This window comes from Glaciecola nitratireducens FR1064, assembly GCF_000226565.1.
GTDB lineage: Bacteria > Pseudomonadota > Gammaproteobacteria > Enterobacterales > Alteromonadaceae > Glaciecola > Glaciecola nitratireducens.
On record NC_016041.1, the window covers coordinates 3,661,664 to 3,679,929 of the forward strand.

Here is an 18,266-nt window from a genome sequence, read left to right on the forward strand (position 1 = left end):
CTCAAGAACGCCGTTCTCAAAAACGCAATTCAAACATAATCATGAAACTTGACGTGGGACAAAGTTAAATAGACTAAACATTGTAATGTAGAAACGAATAACGAGTGTTCGTCTTTTTGTTTCTGCGCGAAGGCGCAGACATTATATGGAAGTAAACTATCATGATACATTTACGAAATAATTTATTAAATTCTTTTTCTATTGACGATCGAGTTCAATTGTTTCCTTACCTCAAACTGGTGAATCTGCCCTTAGGCACTATCATTTATGAACCCTATCAGAAACGTGAATACGTTTACTTTCCTATTGATTGCATTATTTCTACGTTTTATGTGACAGCTGACGGCGCTTCAGTCGAAATATCTATAGTGGGTAATGAAGGTATTTCAGATATTGCCTGCTTTATGGGGGGCGAAAGTACACTGAACTTAGCTGTGGTACAAAGTGAAGGATTTGCTTATCGACTATCGGCAGCTGAATTGCGCAAACGGTTTAATAATCACTCCGACATTCGCGGTCAACTTCTTAATTATACCCAATCTTTAATTGTACAAATATCACAAACTGCGGTTTGTAATCGTCATCACAGCATTCAGCAGCGACTATGTAGATGGTTACTGCTGTCATTAGACCGCATATCAAGCAATAATCTGACTATGACACATGAACTCATTGCCAGCATGTTGGGTGTAAGGCGTGAGGGTGTAACTGAAGCCGCGGGTAAATTACAAAAGCAAGGAGCAATAAGTTACGCACGCGGCCACATTAAGGTTTTGGACAGAGCTAAATTAGAGTTCCTTTCCTGTGAGTGTTATCAAGTGGTGAAAAACGAATCGGCTCGGATAGACAATAAAACGTCAACTCAGCAGCGGCGCGCTAGCGTTTGCTAGCTAAACTATCAACAGCATATTACTCGAGCTTTTTCTCCAACAATGTGGTTGATTTTTCTGGCGTGCTGTGAAGATGTGTAAAGTAGTGTACGGTGGTGCAAGCGACAACATCCCCTAATACGTTCACGGATGTTCGCAACATATCTAAAATGCGATCTACGCCAAGAATCAATGCAATACCTGCAGCCGGAATACCCACACCTTCCAGCACCATACTCAGAATGATGATCCCAGCGCCAGGTGTTGCAGGAGAGCCAATTGAGGCGGCGACCGACATGGTAACGATAAAGAAATAGCTTGAAAGGCTTAAATCCACATTAAAAACTTGCGCTAAAAACACGGTCGCAACGCCTTGATACAAGCCTGTTCCTGTCATATTGATAGTTGCTCCTAAAGGAACCAGAAAGCGCGCAATTTCAGGATTGACCATCAACTTGTCTTCCACCACCTGCAAAGTAATCGGCATAACCGCAGCAGAACTACTCGTAGAAAAAGACAGCAAAAGAAGCTCTCTAACATTCTTAAAAAACTGCCCCAAGGGCTGTGCTAGCGTCACTTTAGCAACCACAAAATAAAGTAATCCGACAAGCAGTAAGCCAAGCACAACCGTTGAAACATAAACCGCCATTCCTGCCAGAACATCAATACCAAGATTGGCAACCAATCGAGTAATCAGCCCAAAAACAGCAATAGGAGCGAGCAACATAGCCCAAGATACAATGCGCAGGCTAACTTCTTGTAAAGCGCCCATCAAATCAAATAAGGGTTTAGATTGCTGTGCAGGAATAGCCAACATTGCCACGCCTAAAACAGCAGCAAACAAAATGACCTGCAGCATTTCACCTGATGCCATCGATGCCAACGGGTTTTTGGGGATGAGCTCTGACACCTTGTTTGGTAATTCTGACATGGCTGGAAAACCCTGTGCGCCCGCGCCAGCAACCGTGATTGAGTTTGCATCAATCAAGGCACTGGCATCTACAAATTGACCCGGTTGAATATTGAGTGCCAAACCAATACCAATTGTTGCTGCTACAGCGGTGGATACAACAATAAATGCAAGTGCAATTAAGCCATTCTTTTTGATTGCATCTGGGTTATTGTTAGCCGCCAATCCTCTTACAATCGACGCAACCACAAGCGGAACAACAATCATTTGAATGATAGCCAAAAAAACCTGCCCTGGTAACGCGAGCCAAGCGGTTATTGTCTTAACCGTGTCTGCTGATATAAGTCCTAAATCCGGACCTAACAGCACACCCGCAATCACCCCAAGCATTAATGCAATTAATACTTTTAACCAAAGACGAGTGCTAATAAGGCGATCAAACTGATCGGCAAGACTTTTAAGATGATCTCGAAACAATCTACTCATTCTATATCATCCTTTTTACACAGCGCTTTTGACAGCGTTGAACCTGAGGCGTGGTCACTTCTCACGGCTAAAACATCTTGCTTTGCGCAATGCAGCAAGGTGTTTGTTGCTGAAGATAGCAACACCTTATATTCACTGCTTGCATGCGTGCCGATCACGATAAGATTAGCCTTAATATTGTTTGCGGTTTGGCATATTTCACCTGCTATATCGCCAATAGGTGTATGAATGTTGTTTTGTGGTATGCGGAATTTGTCTGCTATTTGGGTCAAACGACGTCTAGCTTGCAGGGCAATATCGTTTATATAGTCAACGCCAAACGAACTTATATAGGGTTGAAAATAAGAAGTTGGTAGTGTCACAAAAATCAGATGTAGTTTACTCGGTTCATCGGCAACACATAGCGCACTCTGCAGTACTTCATCGAACTCAGCATAAACATCGACTGCGGCAATGATGCATTTATATGCTTTCATGCTTGGCCTCGGGGCTATCAAATTTAGCCTGTTATGTTAACTACGCCCATGATAACGAAACCATGCCAAGAGCATTTTGACTAACGTCAAATTTTTTCAACTATTCATGAAAAATGAAAATTGACCAACGCTTAATTTAAATTTAAGCAAGCGAGCACAGCACCACTCATTATTAAGAATCTAAGCTAGTTGTCGAAGATGAATAAGATGAGTCTTTTGAAAGAATTTGATTTAAAACTCGAGTGTCTAGGATTATTAGATGACGATTGCTCACCGAAATTACTCGCTTAAGCTGAAAGCTAGCAAGCACCCGACAAACAGTTTCTAACGCCATTCCCAAGTAATTAGCGATATCGGTGCGAGTCATACTCAATCTAAATTCTTTCCCGGATAAGCCTTGACTGGTAAAATTGTTTGCAAGTTCCAAAATAAAATGAGCCACCTTCTGTTCGCTAGAGCAAGAACTCAAACACATCATCATCATTGAGTCACATAATAAAGTGTGACTCATTGATTTAAATAAACAGGTTCGAAAATCATCGCTACTTTTAACCAAGTTATAAACCTCAGACTCTTTTATAAAGCAGACGCTACTGGTTTCTAGAAAAACGATATTTTGGTTATGTACGTGCTCGTCAAATCCATCGACGCCAAGCAGATCACCCGGAAAGAAAAATCTCGTAATACATTCATCTCCACAGGCAGAAGTAATAAATGCCTTCGCTGAACCCGAGCGCATAATATATATGCCTTGAAATGACTCCCCCGCTGACAATAAAGCTTGTCTTGTATGAAACACTCTGTGCGAATTGCCAAGCATGAAATTGTTTGATTTAGCAGCACTTTCTAAGCATACTTTAGACCAAGGGCTGGCGTTACTTGCCGGGTTAAAATCTAATGATGTCATTTTCATCTGCTTTTGGCCTCCAGGTTAATTGTATTAAGTTGACGGCAGGTAAGAGTTTAAAGCTCGAGCAGTCAAAAATATTGGTACGGAATAAAGAGTAGCGGCAAATGGGAAGGGTCGCTATCCGAATGACTACCTAAATGATTGCGGAAAATACCTAGTTAAATCAAAAATAAGGATGTTGAAAATGAGCCAAGCCGATCAGCTTACCTTAGCGCAGGTTCTCTCAAGTGAAGATAGCAGCGCGCAGAATATAAAGGATGCAAGCGCACGTTTACTTGCCATTCTTGACGCAAGCCCAGACGCGTTCATCATCATCGATCAAGATGGCAAAATTGAGCTGGTGAATGCAACGGTTGAAAGCATGTTTCTATATAGTAAAGAAGAATTATTAGGCCATAATGTGAATATGCTCATACCCGATTCAGTCAAACATGCGCATAACACTTATCTATCATCTTATAAGGAATCTGGTAATTCGAATATAATCGGCACGGGTCGAAAGCTTCGAGCGAAAAAATCAGATGGTAAAGAATTCCCCATTTACCTTAGCGTCGGTGAGATAAAACACGCAAGTCATGCTCAATTTGTTGGAATAATTCGAGATATTTCTTCAGAAGAGCAGTACCAAACGACTTTGATAGACAATCAACAGAAGTTGACGCAAGCAGCAAGGTTAAGTTCGATGGGAGAGTTAGCCGCGAGTATTGCTCACGAAATAAACCAACCATTAACCGCTATATCAAACTACGCTCAGGCCGCTAAGCGTTTGCTAAGCTCAAACGACACTGACAAAACAAAAATGATACATCAAGCACTTGATGGAATCGAAAGCCAAGCTCAACGTGCAAATGAGTTTATTGCGGGACTAAAGGCTCTGGCTAACAAACATGCGTCGCACCGAGAAAGAGTGGCTCTTTTGCCGCTAATGCAAGAAAGCGTGAAGCTAGCGCAGCTAGATGCGCGTGTGCTAAATCATGAAATTATCCTGGATTTAGAAGAAGGTCAGGGCATTGAGGTTTTCGCCGATCCCATCCAAATACAGCAAGTCCTTCTCAATTTAATTCGAAATGCCTTGGACGCAATTGAACAAGTCAAAGGCAGCCCATTACTCATTAGAACCACACGATTACCTAACAGTGATATTGAGATATCGGTTGCTGATTGTGGTACGGGCATCGAAAAGCAAACGGCAGAGCGGATTTTCACACCCTTTTTTACGACCAAAACGAGCGGTATGGGCATTGGGCTAGCAGTTTGCAAAACAATTATTAACGCTCACGGTGGCTGCATATATTTTGCTGAGAACGTTCCAAAGGGCTGTATTTTTTCATTTAGCTTACCCCTGTTTAACAAAAACCAACGGCAAATTGAGAAAACTCATGGATAAACGTGAATCAGAAAAGTTGCTGTCCGAAGCTATTGTTCACGTTGTGGACGATGATAAGGCGGTGTTGGATTCTATTAGTTTACTACTAACGAGTATTGGCATCTATCATCACACTTACAGCTCTGCGCAGGCCTTTCTTGATGCCTACGCTAAAGCTGAGTTCGATCACTACAAGGGCTGTATTTTAATGGATGTTCGAATGCCTCTTATGAGCGGTATAGAATGCCAAGACAAACTAAAAGAAATAAATTGCGAACTTCCTGTGATATTTATAACGGCTTATGGCGATGTTCCCACAGCGGTAGAGACAATGAAAAATGGTGCCGTGGACTTTATTGAAAAACCCTACCGAGAGCAAGTGCTCATAGATGCTATCCAAAAAGCCTTATTAACGAGTATAAATAGACAGTTAAAGGCTAAAAAAATATCTGATACCAAGCGCAAATTAGCAACGTTAAGCGCTCGCGAAACCCAAGTACTCCAAAAAATTCTAAATGGCAAAGCCAATAAAGTAATAGCACTAGAGCTTGGACTCAGTCAAAGAACAATCGAATTACATAGAGCACATGTAATGGAAAAAATGGACGTCAAATCGCTTGCTGAATTGATTAAAATAACACTGGATGCGATTGAATTAATTGATTCATAAGGTTTTCATTTATAAGCTTTTCCTATCTGTCGCAAATATAGACCAAACCAACTTAATCCGTAGGGTAAAAAAACGATATGTGATATATATGTTAATTATTGCTGCTGTTAAATATCACTTCAAAATTTTAATTTAAAGGCGTTTTCATTTACTCAATTTGCGGAGACAACATGAAATATTTTACGTTTATTATCGCATTAAGCGCTTTGGCTTTAGCCTCAGGTTGCGACCGTTCCAATGTAAAAGAGCAAGTAAAACAAGACAATCAGGCGGCCGTTGGCGGATGGCGAGTCAACTTCTTAGACGAATTTGATACTTTTAACGATGAAAATTGGCAAGATCAGATGATATGGGTCAACAACGAAGACCAGTGTTATGTACCAAACAATCAACACAATACTCGCGAAGTGAGTAACGGCACTCTTAAGCTTCGAGTGGTTGATTTAGGTGAGAAACGTCCTTGCGATAATATGAGCAAAGACGGCAAAAAACATCACGACACCCAATATGTCGCAGGTCGCATTGCATCTAAGAATCTTAAAGAATTTGTGAAGGGTAAGTGGACAGCCCGATTGAAAGTAGAGAACAGCGGCCAACCAGGTATGTTTCCGGCCTGGTGGTTACTAGGTGCTCTCAATAATGAACCTCCCGTGCAAGAGGCGGATGAAACTGTTTGCTGGCCGATGACAGGTTCAGGCGAAATTGATATTTTTGAACACCATAGCGATGGCGGTCCGGATCATTATGCAGCACGCACAATTAAAAGCCTTGGTTATTGTGACGGTGGCGATTGGCAAGCCGAAATGTTGGTCCAATCAGCAACCTTAGGTGAATATCATGATTATTCTGTAGAATGGCTTGGCAATGACCTTATTTTTCGTTTAGACGAAGTCGAAGTTTACCGGGTAAGTAATGATGAAGATCAGTTTCCTGAGCCTTTATTCGCGATCCTCAACTTTGCCAAAATTAACGACTCACCGATGACACAAAACTGGACCATGGAAGTGGACTGGGTAAAGCACGAAGTTTGGGAATAAAAACATATTGTAGGCAGCTAATCTTATGACAAAATTTACATTCAAATACCCGATTGCATTCGGCGCCTGCTTGGTGCTGATGCAAGCCTGTACGCTGCAAAAAACAGCATCGCCTGCATTGACAGAAAAACCCAAGGTACAGTGCATTTGGGGAAGCGATAAATTCGATATTTGTAGATACGACAGTAAAGAAGCCATCATAAATGCATTGATAGCAGAAATGACCGTCGATGAAAAAATTGGGCAAATGACACAGTCAGTTTGGCACAACAGTGTTTCACCCGAAATTATTCAAGACAGAAAAATAGGCTCAATTATACATACTGAGGGACCAACCCCAGGACCTAAGGTAAGTGATTGGGTAGCAAAATTTAACACGTTTCAAGCACACGCGTTAAAGACACGCCTAGGTATTCCATTATTAATAGGCGTTGACGCAATTCATGGTCAAAATACCTTTGAAGGTGCTGTTATATTTCCTCACAATATCGGCATGGGCGCCACGCGCAATTACGATTTAATTCGTCGTGCTGCTGAAATTACGGCAATCGAAACAGCAGGAACAGGTTTCAACTGGACGTTTTCGCCGGTAATTGCGATGCCTGAGCACGAGCATTGGGGCCGAGTTTATGAAGGCTTTTCAGAAGATGCTAATGTCACGACTAAAGCGCTAATTGCCTCAATACAGGGCCACCAAGGCACTGATTTAGCACAAGCCTATACCATCGCAGCAACCGCCAAACATTACCTTGGTGATGGCGCAACTGTGGGTGGGCGTGAAGGCGGAAATGCAATTATTAGTGAGAAGGCCTTAAGAGAGCGATTTTTACCCCCCTATCAAGCCGCTGTTAACCACGGCATTAGTGCAATCATGGTTGGGTTTAACTCTGTCAATGGCACCAACATGCATCAAAATACATATTTGGTTCAAGATGTATTAAAAGGGCAGCTTGGTTTTGATGGTGTTGTGATAACGGATTGGTTAGGCGGAACTCGCTGGGGGGAACCTCACACCGTCATTAACGCAGGTATCGATATTGCGATGCAACCGGCTAATCATGATGAGTTCATGGCTAAATTGAAAGAGACCGTGTTAGATGGCACCGTTAGCATGGAACGAATAGACGATGCGGTGCGCCGTATACTGGGATTAAAATTTGATCTTGGTTTATTCAACGACCCTTTCGCAAAAAAAGAACTTTCGGCCTTAGTAGGCTCTACTCAGCATCGAGAGGTTGCGCGCCAGGCCGTAAGAGAATCACTCGTTTTGTTAAAGTCTGAAGCAAACGCATTACCCCTAAAGGCAAATGAAAGCATAGCCGTGGTCGGCGAGCATGCTAATAATAGCGGTCTGCAAAGCGGCGGATGGACCATGCATTGGCAAGGTCAAACACACAGTTATGCCAATTCAACAACAATACTTGATGGTATTCAGGCCTTTGCGCCTGAGGTGCAGTATCAACCAATGGGATGTACGTCAGACACGCAAGCTGAGAAAGTAGTCGCCGTTGTAGGCGAGTTACCGTATGCAGAATTTAAAGGTGATTCAACAAACCTAGCGTTAACCGTTGCTCAACAAGAAATGATAAAACACTGCAAAGCACTGGGGAAAAAAGTAATTGTCGTATTAATTTCTGGTAGAGCCATGACGGTTACCGATACTATTAATCAAAGTGATGCATTTATCGCTGCGTGGTTACCTGGTTCTGAAGGCATGGGAATAGCAGATTTTTTGTTCGCAGCCAATGGATTTGAGCCTGTTGGTAAGTTACCTACATCATGGCCTAAAGAATATGCTGACTTACCCCTGGCGCAAGACGCAGAGAATGCGCTGTTTCCATTTGGCTTTGGCTTGAGTAAGTTTTAATATCTTAAAAAGTGATTGATATAAAAAGAAGATGACTTGAGCAGCAAAAGATGAAGCTACCACCACACTCTCCCCATAAGTACGGATTCGATCCAAAGTCATCTCCATCTGCGCCCATTGCAAACATTGATGAAGGAGCGTTTTCGGCATCTTTTGATCAGCGCCTCTGGATGTTTCATCGCTCGTGGGAACCGCCTGCAGGTGCAAAAGTACATGCTACACTCATGATTGTGCATGGAACGGTAGACCACAGCGGGGCTTACGCTGAATTAGGCCATAAATTGGCACAACAAGGCATTGCTGTTTTTGCTATGGATATGCGCGGTTGGGGCCTCAGTGACGGCGAAAGCATGTATATTGACAGCATGGATACCTTCGTTGCAGATGTGCAAGGTTTTTACCAAACCGTCCATTCCCAGTCTCGTTACAAGAACATTAAATCGCGTTTTTTAATGGGTAAATCCTTGGGTGGATCAGTGACGGCATTCTGCGTCGCCAAACATCCAACGCTATGGACTGGCATAATAGGTTTGTCCGGTGCCTACGAGGTGGACGCTAAACTTACTCCCTCGCCTATCGTCATGGCCTTGCTCAAGGGGCTCGCGCCGCTTGCTCCGAAACTACCGTTAAAACCCTTATTCGATGAACATATAATAGTAGCAGACGAAGATGCACTGCAAATATGGAGAGACGATCCTCTGTGCAGCAAAGACAAACTTCGACTCGGCTACATCGTGATTTTTTTTGATTGCTTAAAAAACCTGACTCAAGGTATTGTCCAACAGATTGACGTGCCCATGCTCATGATGTGCGGCGATGCTGATCGGGTCGTGACATTGTCGGGACATGAACTAATGCTCAAGAAAAGTCGACACAACGATAAACAGCTCAAAGTTTATGCCAATGGTTTACATAACCTTTTACAAGAGCCAAGCCTTAAGCTTCAGGTTATGAGCGATATTCAAGAGTGGATCCTCGAAAGAAGCTTCGAAAATAAGTAGCTATAGTTTGGAAACAGTGTGGGATTAGTGCAGAAATAGTGTGGTAGATCAATAATGTGTAAGCATAAACTTGACATTTACCCTTACTAAAGCGCTAAATTACATTATAAGACAACTATTTAGAAAATACTCCAAATCTAATTTAAGGATTACATCGTGCAAAAGTTTACACACCTAAAAACGACACTTCTCATTTTATCTACATTGATATTGTCCGCTACAGCAAGTGCGCAAATGTCCTCCTTTAAAGAAGGCACTGCAATAGTAGGTTTTGGTAAGAGTGTTGCAGTATCGACTCATACAATACCTAGAGATGCGAAGTTCAATGTTGCATTTGATGTTGCAAGCTCTAGTGATAAAGGTGAACTCAACAGAAAATTCGATAGTTTAGCTCGCTTCATCAATATGCATGTTGCAGCAGGCGTCAAAAAGGAAAATATTCAACTTGCACTTGTGGTTCATGGCAAAGCCACCTTCGATTTACTCGACAACACTAGCTATCAAAAAAAATATGCACTAGATAATCCAAACAAACCCTTGCTGAATGCATTAATGGAAAATAATGTGCGCGTAATATTATGTGGTCAAAGTGCGGCCGCTAATGAAATTGATGCTAGTCAGCTAATTGAAGGCGTTGAAGTAGAGCTTTCAGCAATGACTGCACATGCGCTACTGCAACAAGGTGGTTACACAGTTAATCCGTTTTAATTTTCTAAAAACAGGTTAGACAGAGCTCGCTTACAAAAAGAGCCAACTGAACTCAGTTGGCTCTTATTTCCTGTTTTACACTTCATATAGAACGCTTGATTGCGAGAGAGCGTGTTTGGCAATAAACGAGAATACAGCATGCAACAATTAAGCAGTTTTAATTATCCGCAAACCAACAAAAACCTCCAAAAAAAGCTCGGGATAGGCGGCACAATCAGCGCGGCAATGCTCATATTTGCATTATTGCCAACTATGGCATTTTCGGATGAGAACCAGAATACATTCAACGGTGATCTGCGTGCTTTTCAGGCTTTCAAGTTAAGAACAGATGCCGCACTAAGAAACTTACTCGAACCACTTCCAAATCATCCAAATAATAACGATGAAAGCGAGCTGCCAGATTACCTTAATAGTTATACTAAGGGCTTACCGCACAATGCATTAGGTATAGTTGATGCTGATGCATATAAAAAGTTACTTGCTGCACTTAAATCGGGCGTAAGCGCTGATTTCGAAAAAATTCCCAAAGGTCTTCCCGATGGCTACGGCCTTAGAAATCCACTTGCCGCTTATAGTTTTCTAATGGAAGGAAAAGATCCGCATTCGTTTACTATATCTGCGGCCCCAGAGTTCAGCAGTGCATGGCAAGCATCGGAAGCAACTGAAGTCTTGTGGCAAGCAATTACACGAGACATTCCTTTTTCTGATTATGCTGACAATAACTTAATTGCAGAGGCTGTTGTTGATCTTGACCGTATGTCAGATTTTCGCGGCCCAAAGTCAGCGGAGCATGTTACCAGCGAGACTCTATTTAGAGGTATTGCACCAGGTGAAACAGTCGGTCCCTACATTTCGCAGTTTTTGCTGATGCCAGTGCCTTACGGCGCAACAAAAGTTGAACAACTTTACAATGTTCCCATGGCAGGTAATGATCACCTAACAAACTATGATGAATGGCTGCATATTCAGAATGGTGGCAAGCCCAAGGGCACCACAACGGTCAAGTTCGAAGTTGAGCCACGTTATCTTTATAATGGTCGCGCTTTGTCACAGTATGTGCTTAAAGACTTTGTTAATATGGCTTACCTCAATGCAGCACAAATTATGCGTAATTTCGGTTCTACGGCATATGCTACAAATAATCCATATAGCACTGTTTCTGTGCAGGCTCGCGCCCCGCTTTTTGGAAATAATCATGTAGTCGATTTGTTATCACGCGTTTCTATGGCTTCGCAGAATGTCGCTTGGTATCAAAAATGGCTCGTACACCGCCGCGCCAGACCTGAAGTATTTTATGGTCGAGTACACAATCACCTTTTAGATAACGGCGTTAGCTACCCGATAAACAAGGAAGCATTGTCGTCGCCTGCACTGGGTAAAGTTTTTGCCGCTAATGGCACATATTTACTGCCAACCTCAGCGCCCGCTGGCAGTCCGTTACACCCAACATACCCAGCGGGTCATGCTGTTATGGCTGGTGCAGCAGTGACTATGTTAAAAGCATTTTTTAATGGCGACTTCGAGATACCAAATCCTGTTACAACAAGCGCTGATGGTAAAACCTTGGTGCCATATAAAGGCATACCGTTAACAATTGAAGGAGAGCTGAATAAGCTAGCCAGTAATATCGCACTGGGTCGAGATGTCGCCGGTGTACACTATCGGTCAGATGGTGATTTAGGTATAGCATTGGGTGAAGAATATGCCATAAGCGTGCTGCGCGAGTTGGTCAAAACCTATAGTGAAGACTTTCCTGGCTTCAGCTTTAATCGCTTTGACGGAACGTCAATGGTCATTCATTAATAATTAAAGATTGTAGGGAAATCCGATGTCAAAAGACCACTTTTCCATCAAAGCAAAGCAATATGACGACAGCCCTAAGCGAGTGCAAAATGTCACGAATATTGCCAATACAATAAAGCATGCAATAGATTTTTCATCCGATATGCGAGTGATGGATTTTGGCTCAGGGACAGGCCTTTTATTAGAGCGTATTGCACCGATGGTCAAGGAAATCACGGCGATCGATATATCAGAATCCATGATGAAACAGCTTATCGCTAAACAAGATACGCTAGCGTGTAAGCTTCAAACACTTAAATTAGACCTTGAAAGCAATGATATCGACCAGAAGTTTAACGGTATTATCTCTTCTATGACAATGCACCATATTAAAGACGTAGCCGCCATGTTCATAAAGTTTTTTGCTCTATTGTCACCAAGAGGCTTTATCGCTATTGCCGATATAGACACCGAAGATGGTAGCTTTCATGATGAAGATACGGGTGTTCATCATCATGGATTCGACCGAGATTGGATCATGCAGCAGGCAGAAATTGCAGGCTTCGAAAATTTAAAAATTGAAACGGCTAGCGAAATGAGCAAACCTCAAGGTGACTATTCAGTATTCCTCTTAACCGGATTTCGAGCTAAGTAAATGTAACGACGTGAAACAGCTAAGCGCTACGGCCATGTTAAACTCGTCCGTCCCCTAATTGATCTGTATCAATAAGCAAAAACACCGAAGCGCTATCTTAGGCAAAGTGACGACTATCAATCTTTTTAGTTGATGCACAATTTGATGACTAAGGAAGAACAATGAAAAAATATTCTGTTTTACTGATGGCAGTTGGTGCTTTATCTCTCACGGCTTGTGATACAGGGCCAGATTCACCTCGGGGTTTTAGTTTACCTGAGGGCAATGCAGACAAAGGGCAACTGGTTTTACTAAAACACCAGTGCTTAGCATGCCATTCAGTGGAGGGGGTGATTGATGAATCAATAGAACCGGAGCTGGAACTGAGAGTGCAACTAGGCGGCGAAGCCACTAAAGTAACGACTTATGCCGCACTGGTAACAAGTATCATAAACCCATCGCATAAGATTGCAAAAGGCTACATGCTTGATTCAGTTAGCGAAGATGGTGTATCCAAAATGCGTAATTATAACGACGTGATGACCGTTACTGAGCTGGTAGATTTAGTGACTTACTTGCAACCTCTTTACAAAGTAAAACCTTACGAATACACACCGTATGGTCGTTATTATTGAACTAATTTTTATGGAATATTTGATTCTCTAGAGTGTGGCCATTAATAAGCTTTCTATATTGCCAACCTTGTTGGTGACAACACTCTAATAAAGCAATATCAACGGCTGAGTCTGACTTTTGGTATTCAACCACGTATTCTTTCGATTGGCTCTTGTATACCCGATGGACGTGTTGCAACTGTTGAAGTACTTGCTCAACGCCGGGGTAGCTTTGACTAAGCTGCAGGGTGAAAAAGTGACTACTATCGGATAGACGAGATTGTGCACTATGCTCAGTTAGTATCCCCTGATCTAAATGCAGCACTTGACCACATAGCCTTTCTAGCTCACTCAAATCGTGTGAACTAAGTATAAACGTAGTTTCGCTACTCAATGCGCTAACCAGCTCCCTCACTTCTCGAGCATGTATTGGGTCGAGTCCAGCTGTTGCCTCGTCGAGCATCACAATTTTGGGGTCGCCTAAGAGAGCTTGTGCGATAGTAGCCCGTTTACGCATACCGTGTGATAAGTTCATTGGCTTTTGCCTCAACACATCACTTAAACCCACTAGCTCTAGCACCCTTTCACTTTCTTTCGTGGCTCTTGATTTACTCAAACCTTGTAATTGGCCGTAAAAAGTCAACTGATGGATGATGTTAAAGCGAGGATCCAATTGCGCATCTTGCGGCAGTGCCGAAAGTTGACCGAATAGTTGACGACTTCCCGGCTTATTTCCTAAAATTTGCAGTTCTCCCGCACTTGGGAAAATATAGCCACACATTAGGCTAAACAACGTTGTTTTGCCTGCGCCATTTGGGCCCACCAAAGCAACTGGCGCACCTTTATCTATTGCAAAGCTGACGTTACTAAGCGCTAATTTATCGCCAAATTTTTTACTTAAGCCAGAAGCACTTATCAATGCGCTCATATAGAACTCCTAGCAAATACTCGCTGAGCCAATAGCAGCAGTACAAAAGTCTGACCTAGAGGTAAGCCAATACTCAGCAAAGTGTCTGCATTTTGCCCCGCCATTTGATCAAGTTGATAGCCAGGGAAAACAAGGTTCAATAACTCTAATGCAGGTAGTTGCCAAGTGAGTAAGCCCACAAGAATGCCGCCACCAGTAAAAAATAGCACTGCAAAAACGATCGCTGAACGTGCAGTGCTGGCGAATGTGTTAAAAAAGCTCATTAAAGCGATAAAAGGCATTACAGAAATTAGCAGATAAGCGAAGAGTAAAACGCTGCGAGAAAACGCAGCTACAAACAAGGTTGGTTCGCGAAAGCTCAATACCGCCAACGTTGCAGCCAACGTGACCGATATTAATGTCGCTGTTATCAATACCTGTCCTAGAAAGCGACCAAACAAAATTTCGCTTCTGGTTGCGCGCAGAGTTAAAAATCGAAGTGTGCCACGTTGCTTATCACCCACAGTTTGATCGCTGCTTAGAAACAAACAAAAACTGGGAAAGCTATAGAGCGCAATTAACCAGTAGACGGCGAGTTCCGATTCAGCCCAAGTCAATAATTTGCTTAAACCAATAGCGCCAAACACACTATCAAAAAACCCTGCAAATTCAGTCGAACTAAGCAGGGTTCCCGATTCCGCTATTGGATAGCGCAAAATCAACAGCCAGCAAATCAGAAAAGCACCCACTGAAAGTAAGCCGCGCTTGGTTAAAAACAGTCTCACCAATTCAAATCCTGCGATGCCTACTAGTCTTTTAGGGTGCAATCTGCTTTCTCCGTGCTGCTTAGTTTGTATGACTATATTTGCTTTTTATTGCGGCACGCTCAATTTAGGACCTGCTTCAACTAAGCTTCTGCCGTGCGCAGTATCTGTAAATTTCTCGAAATTATCAACAAATAGACCGGCTAGATCTTCCGCTTTCTCATACCAATGTTGTGCTTCGGCATAAGTACCTCTTGGATCTAGGATACTAGCATCAATATCCGCCAATTGTTTTGGAATACTCAGATTAAAAATAGGCAGTAGATGCGATTCTTCGTCATCTAAACTTCCATCTAAAATAGCATCGATAATTGCACGAGTCGCTTTTATAGAGATTCGTTTACCGCTTCCATTCCACCCTGTATTGACCAGGTAGGCTTGAGCGTTGGCAGCCTGCATACGTCTTTCTAACACGTTCGCATATTGAGTTGGATGCAAGGTTAAAAACGCAGCTCCAAAACAGCTAGAAAACGTAGGTGTTGGCTCTGTTATACCTCGTTCTGTGCCCGCTAACTTAGCAGTGAAACCCGACAGTAGGTAATACTGTGCTTGTTCAGGCGTAAGTTTTGCTACCGCTGGTAGCACACCAAAAGCATCTGCGGTTAAAAATATCACTTTTGATGCATGACCTGCTTTAGAAATAGGCTTTACAATATTTGCGATATGATTGATTGGATACGAAACACGGGTGTTTTCAGTGATCGAATTATCATGATAGTCAATTATTCCATCAGCGTCATGTGTTACGTTTTCAAGCAGTGCATCGCGCCTAATGGCAGCATGGATATCAGGTTCATTTTCTTGGCTAAGACTAATGGTCTTGGCATAACACCCGCCTTCTAAATTGAACACCCCATTATCATCCCAACCGTGTTCGTCGTCGCCAATAAGCTGTCTTTTAGGATCCGTTGAAAGCGTAGTTTTACCGGTTCCAGACAGACCAAAGAAGATAGCTACGTCGCCGTCTTTACCTACGTTAGCACTGCAGTGCATTGACGCAATGCCTTGTAGTGGCAAATAGTAGTTCATGATGGCAAACATGCCTTTTTTCATTTCGCCACCATACCAAGTTCCACCAATTAGCTGGATACGCTCGGTCAAGTTAAACGCAACGAAATTTTCAGAATTAAGCCCTTGCTCTTGCCAATTTGGGTTGGTAGTTTTCGCACCGTTCATCACGATGAAGTCTGGTTTGAACGCGGCTAATTCTTCAGCGCTCGGTGTGATAAACATGTTGGTCACGAAATGTGCTTGCCAAGCAACCTCGGTAATAAAGCGAACCGACATTCTTGTATCAGCATTTGCACCACAAAAGGCATCAACTACAAACAGTCGTTTGCCGCTAAGCTGGGTTGTAACTAACGCTTTAAGCTGTTCCCAAGTTCCTTGATCAATCGCCTTATTGTCGTTTTTGCCTTGATCCGACCACCATAAAGTATCCTCGGTTACGCTGTCTTTGACGATATATTTATCTTTAGGAGAGCGCCCTGTGAATTTCCCAGTCTTAACACATACCGCGCCTGACTCCGTGATATACCCTTTTTCAAAACCAGACAAATCTGATTTTGTCGTTTCTTTGAATAAAGTATCGTAGTCGGGATTGTGAAGAATTTCAGAATCGGTATTAATATTGTAATCTTTCAATGAATCGATCAAGCTCACTACAAGGTCTCTTTGTTTAGGTCGGATTTTGTCGCTTATCTTACTGGTTTTGAACCCTATGCTCCACCTTTTCGCCGCATACTCAGTATAAAAATAGCGAATATCTTGAATTTATAGAATATTGGGAGATTTAGCACGCTAAAAAGTGAAACCGACTCCGTACTATTTCACACACCAGATCAAAATAACTATTCCACAGTCGACAACACACTCAACTATTGCTAAGTGTAACAGCAGCATCCTTCATCATTATATTTAGGGGCACTTGGGCTAGTCAGCTTTTTGCAAATCTGCATCAGTCATCTGCATATTTTCATACACGACAACACTATTTCGGCCTTGATTTTTTGCTTGGTAAAGTGCTTGATCAGCCTTATTTACCGATTCCCTATTCGAGTTTGAATTAGGATCGACATTAGACACACCAAAGCTGGCAGTAAGCTTACCTGCACCAGAAAAACAATGTGAATTAACAGCCGACTGTATTTTTTTGGCCACCGAAATAGCGCTTTCTGAAGATGTGGAGGGTAGTAAAACAATAAACTCTTCTCCTCCCCAGCGAGAAATAATGTCTGTGTCCCTGACATTGTCTTGTAATAAACGTGCAAACTCTCTAAGGACAGAATCACCTACTTGGTGGCCATGCGCATCGTTAACGTTTTTAAAATGATCGATATCAATCATGATTAAGCTCAATGTCTTGTTGTGTCGTTTAGCCCTTTTTCGTTCGATTGCTAAGTGATCATCAAAATATCGTCGATTACTCAAACCAGTAAGTTGATCAGTAACTGAGAGTTTTTCTAATGCGATGAGATGAACCTTTTCTTTTTCTCTTATTTCTTGAATAGTTTTGTAAGCAGAGTTTGCTGATACTTCAAAAAAGCAGGTAGTGTACACGACAGCTAAAGTGGCGATAGTAAATCTAACAAATCCTTTTATATCCCAAAAGCCATAGTCCCATTCACCTATTCCTAGGTAAGCCATCGGTATAATGACGGAATAAAAAAGGACAACCATTATCATCCCTTTACGTAAGCCTAGTATAGGAATAACAAATAATGGATAACAAACAGTCCAAATAAGTCCAAAACTTTCATTTCCAGCAAAGTACGAAAAAATGACTAAAAAAGTGAATAATAGAGCAGTGACAAAATAAGAAGCAAAATAAAAACTTTTCTTAACAATAAGTGAATAAAGAGCCAGCGCTGTAGAAATTGAGATAATCAAATTTACTATTGATAGAAGATAGCTATTAGGTTCAAAGTTAATGAAGGCAAATGAGGCAAACGTTAAGGTAGTAACGATAAGTATGGCAGCCGTCATAATTAGGCGTCTGTGCAAAGACGGATCTTGTTTCATCTCTGCATCTGCAGCAAAAGCGGTTTTTATTCTTGATAGCATTTTGGCCTTGTCTTGCTGCAAGTAATACAATATTCAGCAGCTTTAATAAATTGTTATGTAACTATTCAACACGTAGCTACTTTAAACGTTTAGGTACCAGAAACAATTACAACTCTCGATAATCTGTGTTTTTAAGGTCCCC

General features: G+C 42.1%; 17 protein-coding genes. 10 read left to right on the plus strand and 7 right to left on the minus strand.

Annotated features, from left to right (window positions below; translation table 11 throughout):
* Positions 1-161 precede the first annotated feature (161 nt).
* Positions 162-890, plus strand: a complete 729-nt coding sequence (locus GNIT_RS15545; RefSeq protein ID WP_014110242.1) for a Crp/Fnr family transcriptional regulator — start codon at positions 162-164, stop codon at positions 888-890.
* Between the two features lie 19 nt (positions 891-909).
* Here GNIT_RS15545 and GNIT_RS15550 read toward each other — a convergent pair whose 3' ends face one another.
* The 3 genes from GNIT_RS15550 to GNIT_RS15560 all read right to left on the minus strand — a co-directional run bounded on the left by GNIT_RS15550 (position 910) and on the right by GNIT_RS15560 (position 3,648).
* Positions 910-2,265 (minus strand): dicarboxylate/amino acid:cation symporter, encoded by a 1,356-nt coding sequence (locus GNIT_RS15550; RefSeq protein ID WP_014110243.1) that lies wholly within the window; start codon positions 2,263-2,265, stop codon positions 910-912.
* Complete coding sequence (locus GNIT_RS15555; RefSeq protein ID WP_014110244.1) at positions 2,262-2,741, minus strand: universal stress protein; 480 nt, start codon at positions 2,739-2,741, stop codon at positions 2,262-2,264. The genes GNIT_RS15550 and GNIT_RS15555 overlap by 4 nt, the downstream gene beginning before the upstream one ends.
* Positions 2,742-2,913: 172 nt before the next feature.
* Positions 2,914-3,648: a helix-turn-helix domain-containing protein gene (locus tag GNIT_RS15560; RefSeq protein ID WP_014110245.1), complete on the minus strand. Its 735-nt coding sequence runs from the start codon at positions 3,646-3,648 to the stop codon at positions 2,914-2,916.
* A 187-nt stretch (positions 3,649-3,835) separates the two neighbouring features.
* Here GNIT_RS15560 and GNIT_RS15565 point away from each other — a divergent pair, with 187 nt between their 5' ends.
* The 9 genes from GNIT_RS15565 to GNIT_RS15605 all read left to right on the plus strand — a co-directional run bounded on the left by GNIT_RS15565 (position 3,836) and on the right by GNIT_RS15605 (position 13,351).
* On the plus strand, positions 3,836-5,038 hold the full coding sequence (locus GNIT_RS15565) for a two-component system sensor histidine kinase NtrB (RefSeq protein ID WP_014110246.1): 1,203 nt from the start codon (positions 3,836-3,838) through the stop codon (positions 5,036-5,038).
* Positions 5,031-5,687: a response regulator transcription factor gene (locus GNIT_RS15570; RefSeq protein ID WP_014110247.1), complete on the plus strand. Its 657-nt coding sequence runs from the start codon at positions 5,031-5,033 to the stop codon at positions 5,685-5,687. The genes GNIT_RS15565 and GNIT_RS15570 overlap by 8 nt, the downstream gene beginning before the upstream one ends.
* 170 nt (positions 5,688-5,857) lie before the next feature.
* Positions 5,858-6,724 carry a glycoside hydrolase family 16 protein gene (locus GNIT_RS15575; protein WP_014110248.1) on the plus strand — a complete coding sequence of 289 codons (867 nt, stop codon included), beginning with the start codon at positions 5,858-5,860 and terminating at the stop codon, positions 6,722-6,724.
* A 25-nt stretch (positions 6,725-6,749) separates the two neighbouring features.
* Complete coding sequence (locus GNIT_RS15580; protein ID WP_014110249.1) at positions 6,750-8,591, plus strand: glycoside hydrolase family 3 protein; 1,842 nt, start codon at positions 6,750-6,752, stop codon at positions 8,589-8,591.
* 50 nt (positions 8,592-8,641) lie between these two features.
* A complete protein-coding gene (locus tag GNIT_RS15585) occupies positions 8,642-9,592 on the plus strand; it encodes an alpha/beta hydrolase (RefSeq protein ID WP_014110250.1) in 951 nt (316 codons plus the stop codon).
* Between the two features lie 156 nt (positions 9,593-9,748).
* The gene (locus GNIT_RS15590) at positions 9,749-10,300 is read left to right on the plus strand and encodes a DsrE family protein (protein WP_014110251.1); all 552 of its coding nucleotides are present in this window, start codon (positions 9,749-9,751) and stop codon (positions 10,298-10,300) included.
* Between the two features lie 138 nt (positions 10,301-10,438).
* A complete protein-coding gene (locus GNIT_RS15595) occupies positions 10,439-12,103 on the plus strand; it encodes a vanadium-dependent haloperoxidase (RefSeq protein WP_014110252.1) in 1,665 nt (554 codons plus the stop codon).
* Between the two features lie 25 nt (positions 12,104-12,128).
* Positions 12,129-12,737 (plus strand): class I SAM-dependent DNA methyltransferase, encoded by a 609-nt coding sequence (locus GNIT_RS15600; RefSeq protein WP_014110254.1) that lies wholly within the window; start codon positions 12,129-12,131, stop codon positions 12,735-12,737.
* Between the two features lie 161 nt (positions 12,738-12,898).
* On the plus strand, positions 12,899-13,351 hold the full coding sequence (locus tag GNIT_RS15605; RefSeq protein WP_014110255.1) for a hypothetical protein: 453 nt from the start codon (positions 12,899-12,901) through the stop codon (positions 13,349-13,351).
* Between the two features lies 1 nt (position 13,352).
* Here GNIT_RS15605 and GNIT_RS15610 read toward each other — a convergent pair whose 3' ends face one another.
* The 4 genes from GNIT_RS15610 to GNIT_RS18435 all read right to left on the minus strand — a co-directional run bounded on the left by GNIT_RS15610 (position 13,353) and on the right by GNIT_RS18435 (position 18,124).
* Positions 13,353-14,258, minus strand: a complete 906-nt coding sequence (locus tag GNIT_RS15610; protein WP_014110256.1) for an ABC transporter ATP-binding protein — start codon at positions 14,256-14,258, stop codon at positions 13,353-13,355.
* Entirely contained in the window at positions 14,255-15,064 is an 810-nt protein-coding gene (locus tag GNIT_RS15615) for an ABC transporter permease subunit (RefSeq protein ID WP_014110257.1), read from the minus strand. The genes GNIT_RS15610 and GNIT_RS15615 overlap by 4 nt, the downstream gene beginning before the upstream one ends.
* A 45-nt stretch (positions 15,065-15,109) precedes the next feature.
* Positions 15,110-16,723: a phosphoenolpyruvate carboxykinase (ATP) gene (pckA, locus tag GNIT_RS15620; RefSeq protein WP_014110258.1), complete on the minus strand. Its 1,614-nt coding sequence runs from the start codon at positions 16,721-16,723 to the stop codon at positions 15,110-15,112.
* 270 nt (positions 16,724-16,993) lie between these two features.
* Positions 16,994-18,124, minus strand: a complete 1,131-nt coding sequence (locus tag GNIT_RS18435; protein ID WP_238526910.1) for a GGDEF domain-containing protein — start codon at positions 18,122-18,124, stop codon at positions 16,994-16,996.
* Positions 18,125-18,266: the final 142 nt, after the last annotated feature.

What these genes read in the sequence shown, in the direction of transcription:
- GNIT_RS15565 (WP_014110246.1), top strand. Translation starts at nt 3,836, where the DNA reads ATGAGCCAAGCCGATCAGCTTACCTTAGCGCAGGTTCTCTCAAGTGAA.
- GNIT_RS15570 (WP_014110247.1), top strand. Translation starts at nt 5,031, where the DNA reads ATGGATAAACGTGAATCAGAAAAGTTGCTGTCCGAAGCTATTGTTCAC.
- GNIT_RS15545 (WP_014110242.1), top strand. Translation starts at nt 162, where the DNA reads ATGATACATTTACGAAATAATTTATTAAATTCTTTTTCTATTGACGAT.
- GNIT_RS18435 (WP_238526910.1), bottom strand. Translation starts at nt 18,124, where the DNA reads ATGCTATCAAGAATAAAAACCGCTTTTGCTGCAGATGCAGAGATGAAA.
- GNIT_RS15595 (WP_014110252.1), top strand. Translation starts at nt 10,439, where the DNA reads ATGCAACAATTAAGCAGTTTTAATTATCCGCAAACCAACAAAAACCTC.
- GNIT_RS15605 (WP_014110255.1), top strand. Translation starts at nt 12,899, where the DNA reads ATGAAAAAATATTCTGTTTTACTGATGGCAGTTGGTGCTTTATCTCTC.
- GNIT_RS15585 (WP_014110250.1), top strand. Translation starts at nt 8,642, where the DNA reads ATGAAGCTACCACCACACTCTCCCCATAAGTACGGATTCGATCCAAAG.
- GNIT_RS15575 (WP_014110248.1), top strand. Translation starts at nt 5,858, where the DNA reads ATGAAATATTTTACGTTTATTATCGCATTAAGCGCTTTGGCTTTAGCC.
- GNIT_RS15600 (WP_014110254.1), top strand. Translation starts at nt 12,129, where the DNA reads ATGTCAAAAGACCACTTTTCCATCAAAGCAAAGCAATATGACGACAGC.
- GNIT_RS15555 (WP_014110244.1), bottom strand. Translation starts at nt 2,741, where the DNA reads ATGAAAGCATATAAATGCATCATTGCCGCAGTCGATGTTTATGCTGAG.
- GNIT_RS15610 (WP_014110256.1), bottom strand. Translation starts at nt 14,258, where the DNA reads ATGAGCGCATTGATAAGTGCTTCTGGCTTAAGTAAAAAATTTGGCGAT.
- GNIT_RS15580 (WP_014110249.1), top strand. Translation starts at nt 6,750, where the DNA reads ATGACAAAATTTACATTCAAATACCCGATTGCATTCGGCGCCTGCTTG.
- GNIT_RS15560 (WP_014110245.1), bottom strand. Translation starts at nt 3,648, where the DNA reads ATGACATCATTAGATTTTAACCCGGCAAGTAACGCCAGCCCTTGGTCT.
- GNIT_RS15550 (WP_014110243.1), bottom strand. Translation starts at nt 2,265, where the DNA reads ATGAGTAGATTGTTTCGAGATCATCTTAAAAGTCTTGCCGATCAGTTT.